Genomic DNA, 17122 nt, shown 5'->3' with positions numbered 1-17122 from the left:
CGCCGCGGCCGCACGGTCCCACCATGGTCCGCTCAGCCCATGTCCCGGCTGATCGGCTGCGGATTGGCCGCGATCCGGCCCTTGCGCGGCCGCCCCGGCGGATGAAGGAATATCGCCACGAAGCCCGCGAACAGCGAGATGGAACCGGCCAGGACGAACGCTCCCGCGTAGTCCCAGGCGCCCACGACCACGGCGCCCATGCCGGAACCCAGCAGGCCCGACACCAGCTTCGAGCTGTAGACGAGGCCGTAGTTGGAGGCGTTGTTGTTCTCGCCGAAGTAGTCCGCCGTCATCGCCGCGAACATCGGGAAGATGGCGCCGCCGCCGAAGCCCGAGATGCTGGAGAACAGCAGGAACAGCGGCAGGTTGTGGATGTTGCCCGACCACAGGATGCCGTACTGCGACAGGCCGAGCACGATGCAGACGAAGATCAGGCACTGCTTGCGGCCGTAACGGTCCGAGAGCCAGCCGATCACGCCGCGCCCGGTGCCGTTCACGATCGCCTTGAGGGACATCGCCGTCGCCACGATGCCGCCCGCGAAACCGGCCTCGTCACCGAACGGCACCTGGAAGGCGATACCGAAGATGTTCACACCGGACGTGCACAGCAGACAGAACCACATCAGCGCCACCCGGCCGGTCTGCCACGCCTCCCTCGGCGTGTACTGCTTCACCGCCGGCGGGTTCTTCTCCAGCGCCCGGCGCGTCCGCGGGTCGTCGGGCTTGCGCAGCGGGTCGACCTCCGCAGGCCACCAGTTCTTCGGCGGGTCCTGGAAGAAGTAGCCCGCGACGGCGACCGTCGCGGCCAGGAACACACCGACGGAGACAAGGACCCAGCGGAAGTTCGTCAGGTCCATGTAGCCGGTGAAGATGAAGACGAACGGCACCGAGCCGTAGGCGAATCCGCCGTTGACGAAGCCGGTCTTGCCGCCCTTGCGCTCCGGATACCACTTGCCGACCATGTTGACGCAGGTCGCGTAGACCATGCCGGCGCCCATGCCGCTGAACATGCCGAAGCCGATGTAGGCGACCACGACATGGGGTGCGAACGCCAGCGAGAGATAGCCCAGCAGGGTGCCCACCGCGCCCAGCATCATCGCCCACCGGGCCGGCAGTTTGCCGCTCTCGCGCAGCTTGCCGGCCGGGAAGGCCACCGCGGCCTGGAAGAAGACCCACACGCCGAGCATCCAGAAGATGTGCGAACTGCTCCAGCTGTGCGCGGTGTGCAGCGTGTCCTCGGCGGACGCGAACGCGTACTCCGCCGAGCTGATGCCCATCATGCCCACCCACGGCAGGATGACCATCCACTTGCGCTTGCGGCCCATGATGTCGATATCGGTCTCGCCGATCCGGTACATGCGCCCGTTGGCGTCCGTCACCTCCCTGAAGGGGACGGATGTGGAGATGTCGGTTGTCGTCATGGTGATCGAACCCCTCGCGTCGAAGAAGTCTGGCCAGCGCCCCCTGTCCGTTTCTCTTCGCACCGGGGTCCGCGGCGAGCGGTCACCGCAGACCCCGTGGTTCGAGCCGTCGCTCAGGTCATCGACCGCCCCCCGACAGGCCCGCGGCCCGGGCCCAGGCGTACTTCGCGCCGAGCGCCGCGACCGGCTTCTCCGTCGTGTACGGGTAGGCGACGACACCGCGCTCGAAGAGGTACTGGCACGCCTCCTCCACCTCGACGTCCCCGGCGAGCGACGCCACCACCGGCTTCTCGATCCCGCGCGCCCTGAACTCCTCCACCACGCGCGCGGTGAGCTCCGCGAACACCATCGGAGGGGTGACGATCGTGTGCCAGTAGCCCAGCACCAGCGCGTGGATCCGGGGATCCTCCAGACCCAGCCGGATCGTCGCCTCGTACGTCGAGGGCGGTTCGCCGCCGGTGATGTCGATCGGGTTCCCGGCAGCGCCGAACGGCGGGATGAAGGCCTTGAAGGAGGCGTCCAGATCAGGCGGGATCTCCATCAGGGACAGCCCGTTGTCGACGATCGCGTCCGACAGCAGCACCCCCGAGCCGCCGGCCCCCGTGATGATCACGATGTTGTCGCCCTGCGGCACGGGGAGGACGGGCAGCGCCCGCGCGTACTCCAGCATCTCGTTGAGCCCCGGCGCCCGGATCACCCCCGCCTGCCGCAGCACGTCTTCGTAGACGGCGTCGTCGCCGGCCAGCGCGCCCGTGTGCGAGCCTGCCGCCTTCGCGCCCGCCGCCGTACGGCCCGCCTTGAGGACCACGACCGGCTTCCTCCGCACCGTCCGGCGTGCGGCCTCCACGAACGCCCGGCCGTCCTTGAGGTCCTCCAGGTGCATCGCGATGCACGTGGTGTTGGGGTCCTCACCGAACCAGGTGAGCAGGTCGTCCTCGTCCAGGTCCGACTTGTTGCCGAGACCGACGATCGCCGAGACACCCGTGCGGGTGGTCCGGGCGAAGCCGAGGATCGCCATGCCGATGCCGCCCGACTGCGAGGTGAGCGCCACACCGCCCTTGACGTCGTACGGCGTGCAGAACGTGGCGCACAGGTCCTGCCAGGTGGAGTAGTAGCCGTAGATGTTCGGCCCCAGCAGACGCACGCCGTACCGCTCGGCGATCGCCACTATCTCCGCCTGGAGCTCGTGCTCGCCGGTCTCCGCGAAACCGGAAGGGATCAGAACCGCGTTGGGGATGCCCTTGCGGCCGACCTCCTCGAGAGCGGACGCCACGAACTTCGCGGGGATCGCGAAGACCGCCACATCGGGCTCGCCCGGAACGTCCATCACGCTCTTGTACGCCTTACGGCCGAGTATGTCATCGGCCTTGGGGTTCACCGGGTGGATCTCGCCCGGGAAACCTCCGTCGATCAGGTTCCGCATGACCGAATTGCCGATCTTGCCCTGCTCGTTGGAGGCGCCGATCACCGTGACGGACCGGGGCTGCATCAGCCGCCGCATCGAGGTGAGCATCTCCTCGCGGGAGTACTTGCGGCGCTCGGCCGGGACCTCGGTGCCGATCAGGATCCGTACGTCGGCGGCCATGGCCCCGTCCGCGGAGGCGAACACCGGGTTGAGGTCGACCTCAGCGATCTCGGGGAAGTCGGCGGCGAGTTCGGAGACGCGGACCACCACGTCGGCGAGCGCCTCCCGGTCCACGGCCGCACCGCCGCGCACCCCGCGCAGGATCTCCGCGGCGCGGATGCCGTCCATCATCGACAGTGCGTCGTCCCTCGACGCGGGCGCCAGCCGGAAGGTGACGTCCTTCAGCACCTCGACGAGTACACCGCCGAGGCCGAACGCCACCACCTTCCCGAACGTCGGGTCGGTGACCGTGCCGACCAGCACCTCGGTCCCGGCCGGCACCATCTGCTGCACCTGTACGCCGAGGATGCGTGCCTCGGGGGCGTACGCCTTCGCGTTGGACACGATGGCGGTGAACGCCCCGCGCACCTCGGCGCAGGACTTCAGCCCGACCTGCACGCCGCCCGCGTCCGTCTTGTGCAGGATGCCGGGGGAGACGATCTTCATGGCGACCGGGAAGCCGATCCGGTCCGCCAGCGCCACTGCCTCGTCCGCCGTCTCCGCGAGCCCCTCGGCCGGGGTCGGGATCCCGTACGCGTCGGTGACCGCCTTGCCCTCCGGGGCCGTCAGTGCCGTGCGGCCCTCGGCGAGCGCGCCCGCCAGGATCGCCCGTACCGCCGCCTGCCGCTCCGCGTGCTCCGCCACTAGATGACTCCGTTCGACTTGAGCAGGCTGAGCTCCTCGTCGCCGAGGCCCAGCTCGCCGACGTACACCTCTGCGTTGTGCTGACCGAGCAGCGGGGAGGTGACCACGTCCACAGGCGAGTCGGACAACTTCAGCGGGCTGCCCACGGTGGTGAAGGTGCCGCGCTCGGGGTGCTGGACCTCGACGACCATCTCGTTCGCCGCCAGCGACGGGTCCTCGATGATCTCCCGCGTCGAAAGAATCGGCCCGCACGGGATGTTGTGGGCGTTGAGCTTCTCCAGCACTTCCCACTTGGGGAGCGTGGCGGACCACTCCTCGATCAGCTGGAACATCTTGCCCAGCTTCGGCAGCCGCGCCTCCGGGGTCGCCCACTCGGGGTCGTCCGCCAGCTCGGGCCGGCCGATGAGCTCCGAGAGCGGCCGCCAGCCGACCGGCTGCACGATGACGTACACGTAGTCGTTGGGTCCGCCCGGCGAGCACTTGACCGCCCAGCCCGGCTGGCCCCCGCCGGAGGCGTTCCCGGAGCGGGGCACCTCGTCGCCGAAGTCCTCGTTGGGGTATTCGGCGAGCGGGCCGTGCGCGAGCCGCTGCTGGTCACGCAGCTTCACCCGGCACAGGTTGAGCACGGCGTGCTGCATCGCCACGTTGACCCGCTGGCCGCGCCCGGTGCTCTCGCGCTGGAACAGCGCGGCGAGTATCCCGGCGACGGCGTGGATGCCCGTGCCCGAGTCACCGATCTGGGCGCCCGTCGCCAGCGGCGGCCCGTCCTCGAAGCCGGTGGTCGACATGGACCCGCCCATGGCCTGGGCCACCACTTCGTACGCCTTGAAGTCGGTGTACGGGCCCTCGCCGAACCCCTTGATGGAGGCGTACACGATCCGGGGGTTGATTTCCTGGATCCGTTCCCAGGTGAAGCCCATCCGGTCCACGGCGCCGGGGCCGAAGTTCTCCACCATGACGTCGCTGCGGCGGATCAGCTCGGTGAGGATCTCCTTGCCGCGCTCCGACTTGGTGTTGAGGGTGATGCTGCGCTTGTTGCAGTTGAGCATCGTGAAGTAGAGGGAGTCGACGTCCGGTATGTCACGCAGCTGCTTACGCGTGATGTCGCCGCTCGGAGCCTCCAGCTTCACCACGTCCGCGCCGAGCCAGCCGAGCAGCTGAGTGGCGGAGGGCCCGGACTGGACGTGCGTCATGTCGAGGACGCGGACGCCCTCAAGAGCCTTGGTCATGGTCGTGGTCTGGGTCATGGCCGGCGCTCCTCACTTGTACATGGTCTGGTTCATGGTTCCGGGGGCGTACGCGTCGGGGTCCACCCACACGTTGATCAGCGACGGCAGCCCGGACTCGCGGGCGCGGCGCAGCGCGGGCGCGATGCCGGCGGGGTCGCGGACCTCCTCGCCGTAGCCGCCCAGCATCCGGGCGAACTCGTCGTAGCGGACGTCGCCGAGGGTGTTGCCGACCCGCTCGCGCTCCTGGCCGTACTTCTGCGCCTGGCCGTAACGGATCTGGTTCATGGAGGAGTTGTTTCCGACGATCCCGACGAAGGGGAGGTTGTAGCGGACCAGCGTCTCGAAGTCCCAGCCGGTCAGCGAGAACGCGCCGTCACCGAACAGGGCCACCACCTCCTTGTCGGGGCGGGCCTGCTTGGCGGCCAGGACGAAGGGGACGCCGACGCCGAGGGTGCCGAGCGGTCCCGGGTCCATCCAGTGACCGGGGGACTTGGGCTGGACGACCTGCCCGGAGAAGGTGACGATGTCGCCGCCGTCGCCGATGTACACCGAGTCCTCGGTGAGGAAGTCGTTGATCTCGCTGACCAGGCGGTACGGATGGATGGGTGAGGCGTCGGAACGCAGCTGCGGCAGACGCTTGCCGAGCGCGGCCTGCTCCGCGGCACGCAGCTCCTCGAGCCACGCCTTGCGCTTGACGGCGCCGCCGTTGAGGCGGCCGGACACCGCTTGTGCGACGGACGCCAGAATCAGGCCGGCGTCACCGACGATCCCGAGGTCGATGTCCCGGTTCTTGCCCACCGTCCGGTAGTCCAGGTCGATCTGCACCACCGTGGCGTCCGGTGACAGCCGCTTGCCGTACCCCATCCGGAAGTCGAACGGGGTGCCGACGATGACGATGACGTCGGCGTTCGAGAAGGCGTAGCGGCGCGAGAGCTGGAAGTGGTGCGGGTCGCCGGGTGGCAGTGTGCCGCGCCCGGCGCCGTTCATGTACGCGGGCATGTTCAGGGTGCGCACCAGCTCGACGGCGGAGTCGGTGCCGCGGGTGGTCCACACCTGGCTGCCGAGCAGGATCGCCGGCTTCTCGGCTTGGACCAGCAGGTCGGCGAGTTTCTCCACGGCCTCCGGATCGCCGGCACTGCGCGTCGAGGCCCGGTAGTGGCCGGCCTTCGGGACGCGCGCCTTCTCGACGGGGACCTTGGCGTCGAGCACGTCGCGCGGGATCTCCAGGAAGGAAGGGCCGGGCGCGCCGTGGTAGCACTCGCGGAACGCCATCGAGACCATGTCGGCCGCGCGCGCCGTGTCCGGCACGGTGGCGGCGAACTTGGTGATCGGCGTCATCATGTCGACGTGCGGGAGGTCCTGCAGGGAGCCCATCTTGTGCTGTGTGTGGGCGCCCTGACCGCCGATCAGCAGCATGGGTGATTCGGCGCGGAAGGCGTTGGCGACGCCGGTGACGGCGTCCGTGGTGCCCGGCCCTGCGGTGACGACCGCGCATCCCGGCTTGCCGGTGATGCGGGCGTAGCCGTCGGCGGCGTGGGCGGCGACCTGTTCGTGGCGTACGTCGACGACTTCGATGCCTTCGTCCACGCAGCCGTCGTAGATGTCGATGATGTGGCCGCCGCAGAGGGTGTAGATGACCTCCACGCCCTCGGCCTTGAGCGCCTTGGCCACCAGGTGTCCACCCGAGATGAGTTGCTGGCTGTTGTCGTCGGGCATGGCGAAGTCCTGTCCCTTCGTAGGGGAGTCGGTGTGCTGGTCAGGGGACGCCGGTGCGCCGCCCGGTGTACTTCGCGGTAGATTGCATACAGTCGACGAATACTGTATGAAGCTTGTTATCCCGCATCCGGTGGGTGGTGTCCAGGGGGCGTGCGGCACTTTCATTCGTTTCGGACGAAGCACTGGGAGCCCGGCATGGATCTGTACGAGCACCAAGCAAGGGAACTCTTCGGGGAGTACGGCATCCCCGTACCGGAAGCAGAGACCGCACGGACCGCCGCGCAGGCCCGCGCGGCCGCGGAGCGGCTCGGCGGCCGCGTCGTGGTCAAGGCCCAGGTGAAGACCGGAGGCAGGGGCAAGGCCGGCGGGGTGAAGCTCGCCGCCGACGCCACGGCCGCGGAGGTGACCGCCCGCCAGATCCTCGGCATGGACATCAAGGGCCACACCGTGCGCACGGTGATGCTCGCCCAGCCGGTCGACATCGAGGCCGAGTTCTACGTCTCCTACGTCCTCGACCGCGCCGCCGGCGCCTTCCTCGCCATCGCGTCCGCAGAGGGAGGCATGGACATCGAGGAGGTCGCCGCCACCCGGCCGGAAGCGGTCGCCCGCATCCCCGTCGCCCCCGCAGAGGGCGTCACCGCCGCCAAGGCCGCCGAGATCGCCGCGGCGGCAGGGCTGCCGCAGGAGACCGCGCCCGTACTCCAGGACCTGTGGCAGGTCCTGGTCCGCGAGGACGCCCTCCTGGTCGAGGTCAACCCGCTCGTCCGCACCACGGTCGGCGACATCCTCGCCCTCGACGGCAAGGTCACTCTCGACGACAACGCCCGCTTCCGGCAGGCCCGCTGGGGCAACGACGACGCCACCCTGCACGAGGACCCGTTGGAGGCGGTGGCCGCCGCCAAGGGCCTCAACTACGTCAAGCTCGACGGCACCGTCGGCGTCATCGGCAACGGCGCCGGCCTGGTCATGTCCACCCTCGACGTCGTCGCCGGATGCGGCGCCAGGCCGGCGAACTTCCTCGACATCGGCGGCGGAGCCTCCGCCGCGGTGATGGCCGACGGGCTTTCCGTCATCCTCTCCGACCGGGACGTCGACAGCGTGCTCGTGAACGTCTTCGGCGGCATCACGGCCTGCGACGCCGTCGCCGAAGGCATTGTGCGGGCCCTCGACTCCGTACGCCTGACCAAACCACTCGTCGTGCGGCTCGACGGCAACAACGCGGCCCGGGGCCGGGCCATCCTCGAGGAACGCGCCCACCCCCTCGTCCACCAGTCCACCACCATGGACGGCGCCGCCCGCCGGGCCGCCGACCTCGCCATCTGATCGAGCCGACGGGGCGCGGCGGCGTCGAAGGGAGAACGGGCGGAGGCTGCGAGTGGGGGCACCTCCCAGCGGTAGCTGGGGGAGAGCAGTCGAGCACGATCGACCGCCGACGCCGACCGGGGCGCCCCGGAGGCCGACCGACCTGCATCAGAAAGGACCGGGAACCATGGCAGTCTTCCTCACCAAGGAGAGCAAGGTCCTCGTTCAGGGCATGACCGGCGCCGAGGGCATGAAGCACACCCGCCGGATGCTGGCGTCGGGCACCGACGTGGTCGCGGGGGTCAACCCGCGCAAGGCGGGCCAGGTCGTCGACTTCGACGAGCGTGCCGTCCCCGTCTTCGGGGGCGTCGGAGAGGCGATGGCGGCCACCGGCGCTGACGTCGCCGTGGTCTTCGTGCCGCCCCCGTTCGCCAAGGCCGCCGTCATGGAGGCCGCCGACGCCGGCATCGGGCTCGCGGTCGTCATCACCGAGGGCGTCCCCGTCCATGACGCCGTCGCCTTCCAGGGGTACGCCGCCGAACGCGGCACCCGGATCATAGGGCCCAACTGCCCCGGCCTCATCAGCCCCGGCCAATCGAACGCCGGCATCATCCCCGCGGACATCGCCCCCGAGCCAGGCCGTATCGGCCTCGTCTCCAAGTCCGGCACACTCACCTACCAACTCATGTACGAGCTCCGCGACATCGGCTTCTCCTCGGCGGTCGGCATCGGCGGCGACCCGGTGGTCGGCACCACCCACATCGACTGCCTCGCCGCCTTCGAGCAGGACCCCGACACCGAACTCATCGTGCTGATCGGCGAGATCGGCGGTGATGCGGAGGAGCGCGCGGCCGCGTACATCACCGAACACGTCACCAAGCCCGTCGTCGGTTACATCGCCGGCTTCACCGCCCCCGAGGGCAGGACCATGGGGCACGCCGGAGCGATCGTGTCGGGCTCCAGCGGGACCGCCGAGGCCAAGAAGCAGGCCCTCGAAACGGCCGGCGTACGGGTCGGCTCCACACCGACCGAGACGTCACGCCTGGTGCGCGAGCGGCTCGCGGTGTCCGGGGGCTGAGGGCTCACCCTCATTCACGGCCAGTTGTGAGTAAGCGGGTTACTTGCGGGTAACCCATCCGCCGACCGGGGTACCCGGGGCGGCCGGCGTGTGCGAGCCGGCCGCCCCTCCCTGTCGCCGAACGTCCTCCCGCCCCGTACGACACGTCCGAGCGGAGTCCCTTCATGGCACCCATCCTCACCCTCAAGCCGGGCACGGCCTGGGCCGACGCCTGGCAGCGCTGCATCGCCGTCGCCCCCGAAGCGTTCCGGGACGACCGTGTCCTCAACCTCTGGGCCGCGCAGTGGCACGCGGACGGCCGCGCCCTCCCCGCCACCAGCCCCGTCGACCAGAGCCCCGTAGCCGGCCCGCCCCGGCTGGACACGACCGCCGCCCGACACGCCGTACGCGCCTCGCTCGACCAGCACCGCGCCTGGCGCCACATCCCACTGCCGGAACGCCGCGCCCGGGTCGCCGCCACCCTCGACGCCCTCGCCGAGCACCGCGAACTGCTCGCCCTCCTCCTCGTCTGGGAGATCGGCAAGCCCTGGCGGCTCGCCCAGGCCGACGTCGACCGCGCCATCGACGGGGTCCGCTGGTACGTCGAGGGCGTCGAACCCATGCTGGACGGCCGCTCACCCCTCGCCGGCCCGGTCTCCAACATCGCCAGCTGGAACTACCCCATGTCCGTCCTCGTCCACGCCATGCTCGTCCAGGCGCTGGCCGGGAACGCGGTGATCGCCAAGGCCCCGACCGACGGCGGCGTCGCCTGCCTCACCCTCGCCTGCGCGCTCGCCGCCCGCGAAGGCGTGCCCCTGACCCTGGTCAGCGGCAGCGGCGGGGAGCTCTCAGAGGCCCTGGTCCGCTCCCCGGAGATCGGCTGCGTCTCCTTCGTCGGAGGACGCGACACCGGCGCCCGCATCGCCACCGCCGTGGCCGATCTCGGCAAGCGCCACATCCTGGAGCAGGAGGGCCTCAACACCTGGGGCGTCTGGAACTACACCGACTTCTCCGCCCTCACCGCCGTCATCCCGAAACTCTTCGACTACGGCAAGCAGCGCTGCACCGCCTACCCCCGGTTCGTCGTCCAGCGCGAGTCCTTCGCCGACTTCCTCGCCGCCTACCTGCCCGCCGTACGCTCGATCCGCACCGGCCATCCCCTCGCCGTCGAACACCCCGACGACCCGCTGCCCGCCCTCGACTTCGGACCGCTCATCAACGCGGCCAAGGCCAAGGAGCTGGCCGACCAGGTCGCCGAGGCCGTCGACCGCGGAGCCGTACCCCTCCACCGGGGGACGCTCGCCGACGGCCGCTTCCTCCCCGGCCAGGACACCTCCGCCTACCTGCCGCCCGTCACCCTGCTGGGCCCGCCCCCGTCCTCCCCGCTGCACCACGCGGAACCCTTCGGCCCCGTCGACACCATCGTCCTCGTCGACACGGAGGCGGAACTGCTGGCTGCGATGAACGCCTCGGGCGGCGCGCTCGTGGCCACCCTCTCCACGGACGATCCGGCGACCTTCCGGCGCCTCGCCCCGCAGATCCGCGCCTTCAAGACCGGCCACAACAAGCCCCGTTCGCGCGGTGACCGCGACGAGCTGTTCGGCGGATTCGGCGCCTCCTGGCGCGGCGCGTTCGTCGGCGGCGAGCTGCTGGTGCGGGCCGTGACGGAAGGCCCGGCGGGGGAGCGGCTGCCGGGCAACTTCCCCGACTACCAGCTCAACGCCTGACGGGGCGTCTGAACGCCTTCGCCGGAAGGGCACACGTCCCGGGCGGCAGCACGACGCGCCCGGGCCGGTGCGTGCCCTTAGCCCGTTCGCACCTTTCACGTCGTCACATTCGATTCGGCGTATCCGGCGCAGCGACCTGCGGCGACCTGCGGCAGTGCCGGAAGGGAGGCCGGATCCTGCGCCCTACCGGGTGACCTCGCGCGGGGACCTCGCATTGCGATGATCACCGACTGTGGGTTGCCTCGTACACGGAGCACAGCAGAGGAGCCGCGCAGAGGGCCGGACACTGCTCCGCTGGAGGAAGACATGCGCATCGCCCGTACCGGTCTCAAGGTCGCCGTGATCGTCGGCACCCTCGCACTCTCCGCGCCGGTCGCCGCGGCAGAGGGCGGCGACATCGAGATCAGCCCGCGTAACGCCCCGGGAAGCACGGTCACGGTCACCACCACCGCCTGCGGCAAGGAGACCTACGGCAAGGGGGAGTCGGAGGCGGGTGGACAGTTCCACCTCCTCGAGGGAGACCGGAAAGGCGTCCTGGTGGGCGAGTTCAAGCTGCCCGACGACGCCGCTCCGGGAACCGACACGGTGACCCTGAAGTGCCCTCCGCGTACCAAGGTCACCGGTACCCACCGGATCGGCGACCGCCCCAGCGGAGGGGTCGATGCGGGCTTCGGTGACACCACCGGCAACAGCGTCCAGCTCGCACTCGGCGGGCTGCTCCTCGCCGGAGCGGTCGCCGGCGGGGTGGTCAGGACGCGCCGCGGCTCCGGTGGCGTCCGGTCCTGACGCCGCCTCACTTCCCACCGGCCCCCGGACACCGTCACGGTGACCGGGGGCCGGCCGGGTCCCACCCACCCTCCGCCCCGCTGCCGAGCAAAGGCCCGCACCCCGATGGACGACACCCCGACGACACGGACCACCGACGCGGCCCACCTCCCCTCCTGCAAGCTGCTCGTCTGCGCCGGGATCGCCGGGGCCGTGCTGGTGGGCGGCGCCCTGCACGAGGACCGCCCACCGCAGCCGTCGCCGGCGCAACAGCGGACCTCCGCCGCGGCGCGGCCCGCCCCGGAGCGCGCGATGCCGCAGCCCCCGGCCGCGCGGCCCGCCCCGGAGCGTGCGCCGCAGCCCCCGGCCGTCGGGCCTCTCGCCCCTGCGGATCCCGTCCGCCTGCTGATCCCGGCCATCGGTGTGAACGCCCCTCTGACCCGCCTGGAGTTGAACGAAAAGGGCGCGCTTCAGCCGCCGCCGGCCGCGGCGCCCACCCTCGCCGGCTGGTACGGCGACGGTGCGACCCCGGGCGAGAACGGCACGGCCGTGACCGCCGGACATGTGGACACCCCCGCCGGACGGGGAGTCTTCTACCGGCTCGGGGCGCTCGGCAAGGGCGACACCATCGACGTCGTGCGCAAGGACCGGCGCACAGCCGTCTTCACCGTCGACGCCGTGGAGGTCCACGACAAGAACGACTTCCCGGACGAGAAGGTCTACGGCGATTCCGGCCGGCCCGAGCTGCGGGTGATCACGTGCGGCGGCGACCGGTCCTCGAAAGGCGGCTACGAGGGAAACGTCGTCGTCTACGCGACGCTCAGCGCCGTGAAGTAGCCACCCGCCCGGCCTGCCCGCCGGTCCGTGCGCCCGCGGGATGGCCTGATGGCCCGCCCCGGCGGGCTGTCCGTGGCGGTCCGCAGCCGATGGCCGGCCGAAGCACGCCGGACCCCGCTGCCGGTCGGCCGATGCCCCGGACTCCGCTGCCGGTCGGCCGATGCCCTGGGCCCCGCCTGCCGGTCAGCCGATGCCCTGACGGTCCGGTTCGAGGGCGAAGTCGCCTTCGGCCGGTTCCCGTACCGACTGCCGCACGGCGCGCACCAGCATGTCCCGGTGCCGTTCGAGCGGCGCACGCCGTTCGGGAGGTACGAGTTGGAGCAGGTCCTCGAGCCCGGCCATCATGCGCCGCGTGACCTGAGGGTGGCCCACCGCGCACCCCCGCAGCTCGGCGAAGCCGAGGTCGACGAGGTCCTCCCACCCGGACACCGGCTGGACCAGCCGCACCCGTCCCGTCCCGTCCTGGTGGTACACCGTGCCGAGCGGCCGGTGGGCGACCACTGCGAGGTACTGCACGACCCGGTCCAGGCACTGCACGGCAGTGGTCGGGTCGTTCACCGACGACGACAGGGCACGCAGCCCGATGTCGGTCAATTGCCGCAGCCCGAAGCTCAGGTCACGCTGGAAGGTGCGCTCCACGCCGACCGACACGGCGGACTGCAGCACACGCCGGGCCGCGAACGGCAGTGGCCGGTCCGCGTCGCCGTGGACCGTGAGGACGGGCGTCCCGGGCACCACGAAGTCCCCGACCCGGGGGATGAGCCGCAGCACCACGTCATGGCGCCGGGCCACGCGCACGAGCCGGACGACTTCGACGTCCCGCAGGGCTCCCGACCGTCCCTGGTGACTGATGCGGACGGTCTCCTCCCCGAGCGGCTCCCCGGGCGCGGCGGACATCGGCACACGCGCCAGCGCCCCGAACGCCTCCCGGGTCACCCGCTCCACCACGGGCCCCACCTTCATCAGCTGGAGCGTCTGCGTCACGTAGGCGATGAACAGCAGCAGACTCAACGCGACCATGAGCAGCGTCAGGATGCTCTGCACCACCGGCACGGACGTGACCATCCGGGGGTTGCGTTCGCTCTCGAACGCCGACAGCACGAGCAGCGACAGCAGGAACGTGGAGAGGAACACCGAGAAGGTGAGCTTGCTGATGCGGCTCCTGATGAAGATGCGCACGACGCGGGGGCTGTAGTTGCCGGCCGCCATCTGCACGGCGACGAGGGAGATGCTGAAGACGACACCGATGAAGGTCATCATCGCGGACGCGATCGTGGTGACGATGACCTTGGCGTCGTCGGCGATCGCCATGAGCGCGCGAAGACTCCGGAAATCCCCTTCTTCGCGCAACGTGTCGACGATCAGGGTGTCGACGGCGTCTGCGAGGGCCCAGACGACGAAGACGAGGATCATCGACACGGTGGGGGCGAACCAGAAGGTCTCGCGCAGATGCTCGCGCAGCATGGACAGGGCGCGGGGTGGACGGTAGGTGCGACGTTGACTCACCCGGCCGACGGTAACCAAACGCAGCGCGTCTGCACGGATACACGCTGTAGCGCCTCTCTCATGGTGCCGTTCGCACCCCACTGACCACGCAATATGCAGGTGAGGGGCACCGCGAACCCCTGGTATTGTTGTCCATGTCGCCGCGGGAGACCGGGGCGAATCACCTGAGTCCGGGTGGCGGAATGGCAGACGCGCTAGCTTGAGGTGCTAGTGCCCTTTATCGGGCGTGGGGGTTCAAGTCCCCCTCGGACACCAGCAGGACCCCAGTTCGTCTGGGGTCCTTTTGCTTTTCCGTGAGCGCGTGGCGGAGTCCGGTACGACCCGGGAGGGGAGCCCCTACTGTGATCGGCATGATGCGTCGTGGAAGCGGCGGACCGGTGTGCACCCGGCCGGCCGCCGCCGCGGCCGCGATCGTGGCGGTCGTGGTGGGGCTCGGGATCAGGGCAATGGCGCCGGGGAGTGTCGCGAAGTACGCGGGGGACGCGCTGTACACCGTCCTGATCCTTGCTCTCGTGGTGCTCGTGGCGCCTCGGTCGCGGCCCCTCGCGGCCGCCGGGGCCGCGCTGGCGTTCAGCTGGGCGGTCGAGTTCCTGCAACTCACCGGCGCACCCGCCGAGTTGTCCGGGCGGAGTGTCGTCGCCCGGCTCGTCCTGGGGTCCACCTTCAACCCGCCGGACCTTCTTTGGTACGCCGTGGGAGCTGTCGTGGGAGGGCTTGCCCACGCCTCGTTCGCACGCCGGCCCGGCCCGCCGTGTCCTTCCGCCTCCGCCCGCGGGTAGGTGGGGGAGGCCGATGCCGGATATCTGCCCCGGCTTTCGGCTCATCTGAGCGCCCTCTTTGCGATATGGCCACGCAGGAATGCGGCCGCCGCCGGCTTCGCCGGTGCTCCGGGCGAAGAGTGATCGCGGATTCGGCCCGCCGGCCCGTGCCAGAGTTGCCGCACCCCGGTGAGGCGCGGCGGAATGCGCGACGGAATGCGTGACGGAACGTGAATACATGTCGCAGCGCGAAAGGGGATGCGAACGGGCCCCGGGACTGGGACATTCCGGGGCCCGTTCGGGCAATGCTCATGACCGACAAGGGCGAAAGCGGTCCTTCTCGGTTGCCGGTGGTGTCAGATGCCGGTGGTCTGCACCGAGACGAGACCGGTGGCCGCGGCGACCGGCACGACGGACGCGACGGTCTGGACGGCGCCGACGACGTCACCGACGTTCACAGCGGCACCGTAGCCGTTGACACCGGCGTGGGCGCCGGCGATTCCGCCGGCAATGCCGTCCAGCTCGGTCTCGGAAATCTCGGCGGTCTCGATCGGGGTGAAGCCGTTACGCACTGTCTCTCCCTTTCCGTTCGGGGGATTCCTGAAATGACGCCGACCGTACGCGCGTCAAAGGGAAACGGGTCGACGTGATGTCGCCTTACGCCCGGAACAGGCATCCACGTTCAGGTCTCCCGTTACCGAGGATGAGATCACGCCGACGCGCCAACCGGCAACTGAGGTTCCGTTTCTGACGGGTGAATACTTCTTCACGACAACGCCAAAAAGCATGCACTTTTCCGCGGGCGCGGGGGGACGAACGGCGCCTTCGTCACCCCGGGCATGCGGGGTCTTCGCCGCCTCCCGGCGTTCTGCGGACCGGGCAGTGGCGTCCGCAGCACCGGGTTGTGGCGGCGGGAGGTCTGCCCTCGGGTTGCGGGGGCAGACGAGCCGTAAGCGACCACGACCGTGAGGGAGTTGTCCGATGCTGGGTTTGGCTGCCGCGGTGATGTTCTTCATCGCGTTCCTCGTCAACGCCGCGGAGATCGACACGAACGAAGTCTTCGCGTCGACGAACGTGATGCTCTTGGGTCTGATGCTGCTCGCACTTCATGTCGCAGGCGTCGGCGCGTCGTGGAGGTCCGGCCGGACCCGTCGGCGCTGAGAGCCTTACGGCCCCTCGCCGATACCTCGTGCCGTTGCTCGCACCGGCCCGTTCGGCTCGCTCCGTGACTCGAACCGGAGGACATGATGACTCTGATGACAACGGCGACCGCGGATGCCGCGGCTGCTTCCGGATGGCTGCACGTGACGGTGATCGTGGTGGCGCTGGCCGTCCTTGTGCACAGCCTGGCCCGCCACAACCGCTGACACCACCCTGGGCGGAGCCACGAGCGGGGTGGGTGCCGACCACCTGACGGGAACCGTTTCAGGTGATCGGGGACCTCCCGGCGGTCCGGATGTCCGCCGCCCCTGTCCCGGCGATCCGGATGTCCGCCGCCCCGCCGCCTCTGTCCCGCGGTCCGGGTAGCGCCCGGACCGCGGGACAGGTCAGTCCTCGCGGACCGAGAGGACGATCTTGCCCCGCGTGCGGCCGGCCTCGCCGAGCCGGTGGGCGTCCGCGGCCCGCTCCAACGGCAGCACGGTCTCCACCACCGGACGCAGCAGCCCCGCCTCGACGAGTCCGGCCAGTGCCCGCATGCCCGTGGAGTCGGGTTCCACCAGCGTGAAGCCGGTGCGGACACCCCGCCCCGCGTCGGCGGGCACCTCGTCGGGGGACGGCAGGGTGACGAGTGTGCCGCCGTCCCGCAGCACCGCGAGCGACCGCGGCCCGTAGTCCCCTCCGATCGAGTCCAGCACGACGTCGACGGTCCTGCCCAGAGCCGTCACGAAGTCCTGGCGGGTGTAGTCGATGACCTCGTCGGCGCCGAGTTCCTTGAGCAGCGCGTGCTTGTCCTCACGGGCGGTGCCGACGACGTGCGCGCCGCGTGCCGAGGCGATCTGCACGGCGAGGTGGCCCACGCCGCCCGCCGCCGCGTGGATCAGGACCCGCTGCCCGCCGGTCAGGCCCGCCGTCTCCACCAGCGCCTGCCATGCGGTCAGCCCCGCCAGCGGCAGTGCGGCCGCCTCGACGTGGCCGAGCTTCGCGGGCTTCGGGGCGAAATGCCGGGCCGGGCCCGTGACGTACTCGGCATAGCCGCCGGCCTGCCGCGGGAACTCGGGCATGCCGAAGACCTCGTCGCCCGGCCGGTACAGCGTGACGCCGGGCCCCACCTGCTCGACGACACCCGACACGTCGTACCCCAGCACCGGTGGCTCGCCGTGCATCCCGAAGCCACCCGTCGCCCGGGTCTTCCAGTCGACCGGGTTCACCCCGGCGGCGTGCACCCTGACCAGGATCTCGGTCGGGCCCGGCACCGGCCGGGGCACCTCGGCGGGGGTCAGGGTCTCGGGCCCTCCCCAGGAGGGAACGGTGATCGCGCGCATCGTGGTGCCGTTCATGAAATGTCCTTTCCGTGTCCGATGTACCCGACCACCT

14 protein-coding genes and 1 tRNA gene are annotated in these 17122 nt (G+C 70.5%); 8 read left to right on the top strand and 7 right to left on the bottom strand.

Annotation, left to right across the window (positions count from 1 at the left end; genetic code table 11):
- Positions 1-32: 32 nt before the first annotated feature.
- The 4 genes from GLX30_RS05820 to GLX30_RS05805 all read right to left on the bottom strand — a co-directional run bounded on the left by GLX30_RS05820 (position 33) and on the right by GLX30_RS05805 (position 6635).
- Entirely contained in the window at positions 33-1421 is a 1389-nt protein-coding gene (locus GLX30_RS05820) for an OFA family MFS transporter (protein ID WP_159684361.1), read from the bottom strand.
- Positions 1422-1539: 118 nt separating this feature from the next.
- A complete protein-coding gene (locus GLX30_RS05815; RefSeq protein ID WP_159684358.1) occupies positions 1540-3690 on the bottom strand; it encodes an acetate--CoA ligase family protein in 2151 nt (716 codons plus the stop codon).
- Positions 3690-4919 carry a formyl-CoA transferase gene (frc, locus tag GLX30_RS05810; protein WP_159694887.1) on the bottom strand — a complete coding sequence of 410 codons (1230 nt, stop codon included), beginning with the start codon at positions 4917-4919 and terminating at the stop codon, positions 3690-3692. The genes GLX30_RS05815 and frc overlap by 1 nt, the downstream gene beginning before the upstream one ends.
- Before the next feature lie 30 nt (positions 4920-4949).
- Positions 4950-6635 carry a thiamine pyrophosphate-binding protein gene (locus GLX30_RS05805; RefSeq protein WP_159684356.1) on the bottom strand — a complete coding sequence of 562 codons (1686 nt, stop codon included), beginning with the start codon at positions 6633-6635 and terminating at the stop codon, positions 4950-4952.
- A gap of 195 nt (positions 6636-6830) precedes the next feature.
- Between GLX30_RS05805 and sucC the strand changes: the two genes are divergently transcribed.
- The 5 genes from sucC to GLX30_RS05780 all read left to right on the top strand — a co-directional run bounded on the left by sucC (position 6831) and on the right by GLX30_RS05780 (position 12323).
- The gene (sucC, locus tag GLX30_RS05800; RefSeq protein ID WP_159684354.1) at positions 6831-7958 is read left to right on the top strand and encodes an ADP-forming succinate--CoA ligase subunit beta; all 1128 of its coding nucleotides are present in this window, start codon (positions 6831-6833) and stop codon (positions 7956-7958) included.
- Positions 7959-8124: 166 nt separating this feature from the next.
- Positions 8125-9015, top strand: a complete 891-nt coding sequence (gene sucD, locus GLX30_RS05795; RefSeq protein WP_159684352.1) for a succinate--CoA ligase subunit alpha — start codon at positions 8125-8127, stop codon at positions 9013-9015.
- A gap of 164 nt (positions 9016-9179) precedes the next feature.
- The gene (locus GLX30_RS05790; protein ID WP_159684350.1) at positions 9180-10721 is read left to right on the top strand and encodes an aldehyde dehydrogenase family protein; all 1542 of its coding nucleotides are present in this window, start codon (positions 9180-9182) and stop codon (positions 10719-10721) included.
- A gap of 306 nt (positions 10722-11027) precedes the next feature.
- A complete protein-coding gene (locus GLX30_RS05785; protein ID WP_159684347.1) occupies positions 11028-11507 on the top strand; it encodes a sortase in 480 nt (159 codons plus the stop codon).
- Positions 11508-11612: 105 nt separating this feature from the next.
- Entirely contained in the window at positions 11613-12323 is a 711-nt protein-coding gene (locus GLX30_RS05780; RefSeq protein WP_159684343.1) for a class F sortase, read from the top strand.
- A 183-nt stretch (positions 12324-12506) separates the two neighbouring features.
- Here the strand turns inward: GLX30_RS05780 and GLX30_RS05775 are convergent, their stop codons facing one another.
- The gene (locus GLX30_RS05775) at positions 12507-13787 is read right to left on the bottom strand and encodes a DUF2254 domain-containing protein (protein WP_159694886.1); all 1281 of its coding nucleotides are present in this window, start codon (positions 13785-13787) and stop codon (positions 12507-12509) included.
- A gap of 210 nt (positions 13788-13997) precedes the next feature.
- On the opposite strand from GLX30_RS05775, the gene GLX30_RS05770 reads away from it, so the two are divergent.
- Both GLX30_RS05770 and GLX30_RS05765 read left to right on the top strand, forming a co-directional pair.
- Positions 13998-14084 (top strand) — tRNA-Leu (locus GLX30_RS05770).
- A 95-nt stretch (positions 14085-14179) separates the two neighbouring features.
- Entirely contained in the window at positions 14180-14608 is a 429-nt protein-coding gene (locus GLX30_RS05765; protein ID WP_159684341.1) for a DUF2809 domain-containing protein, read from the top strand.
- A gap of 335 nt (positions 14609-14943) precedes the next feature.
- Here the strand turns inward: GLX30_RS05765 and GLX30_RS05760 are convergent, their stop codons facing one another.
- A complete protein-coding gene (locus tag GLX30_RS05760; protein WP_159684338.1) occupies positions 14944-15159 on the bottom strand; it encodes a hypothetical protein in 216 nt (71 codons plus the stop codon).
- 409 nt (positions 15160-15568) lie between these two features.
- Between GLX30_RS05760 and GLX30_RS05755 the strand changes: the two genes are divergently transcribed.
- Positions 15569-15748, top strand: coding sequence for a hypothetical protein (locus tag GLX30_RS05755; protein WP_159684336.1), 180 nt, complete (start codon positions 15569-15571; stop codon positions 15746-15748).
- A 386-nt stretch (positions 15749-16134) separates the two neighbouring features.
- Here GLX30_RS05755 and GLX30_RS05750 read toward each other — a convergent pair whose 3' ends face one another.
- Positions 16135-17085 carry an NADP-dependent oxidoreductase gene (locus tag GLX30_RS05750; RefSeq protein WP_159684333.1) on the bottom strand — a complete coding sequence of 317 codons (951 nt, stop codon included), beginning with the start codon at positions 17083-17085 and terminating at the stop codon, positions 16135-16137.
- Positions 17086-17122: the final 37 nt, after the last annotated feature.

This window comes from Streptomyces sp. Tu 2975, assembly GCF_009832925.1.
GTDB lineage: Bacteria > Actinomycetota > Actinomycetes > Streptomycetales > Streptomycetaceae > Streptomyces.
Note: the sequence above shows the minus strand (reverse complement) of the source record. Positions and strands in the feature narration are given on the sequence as shown.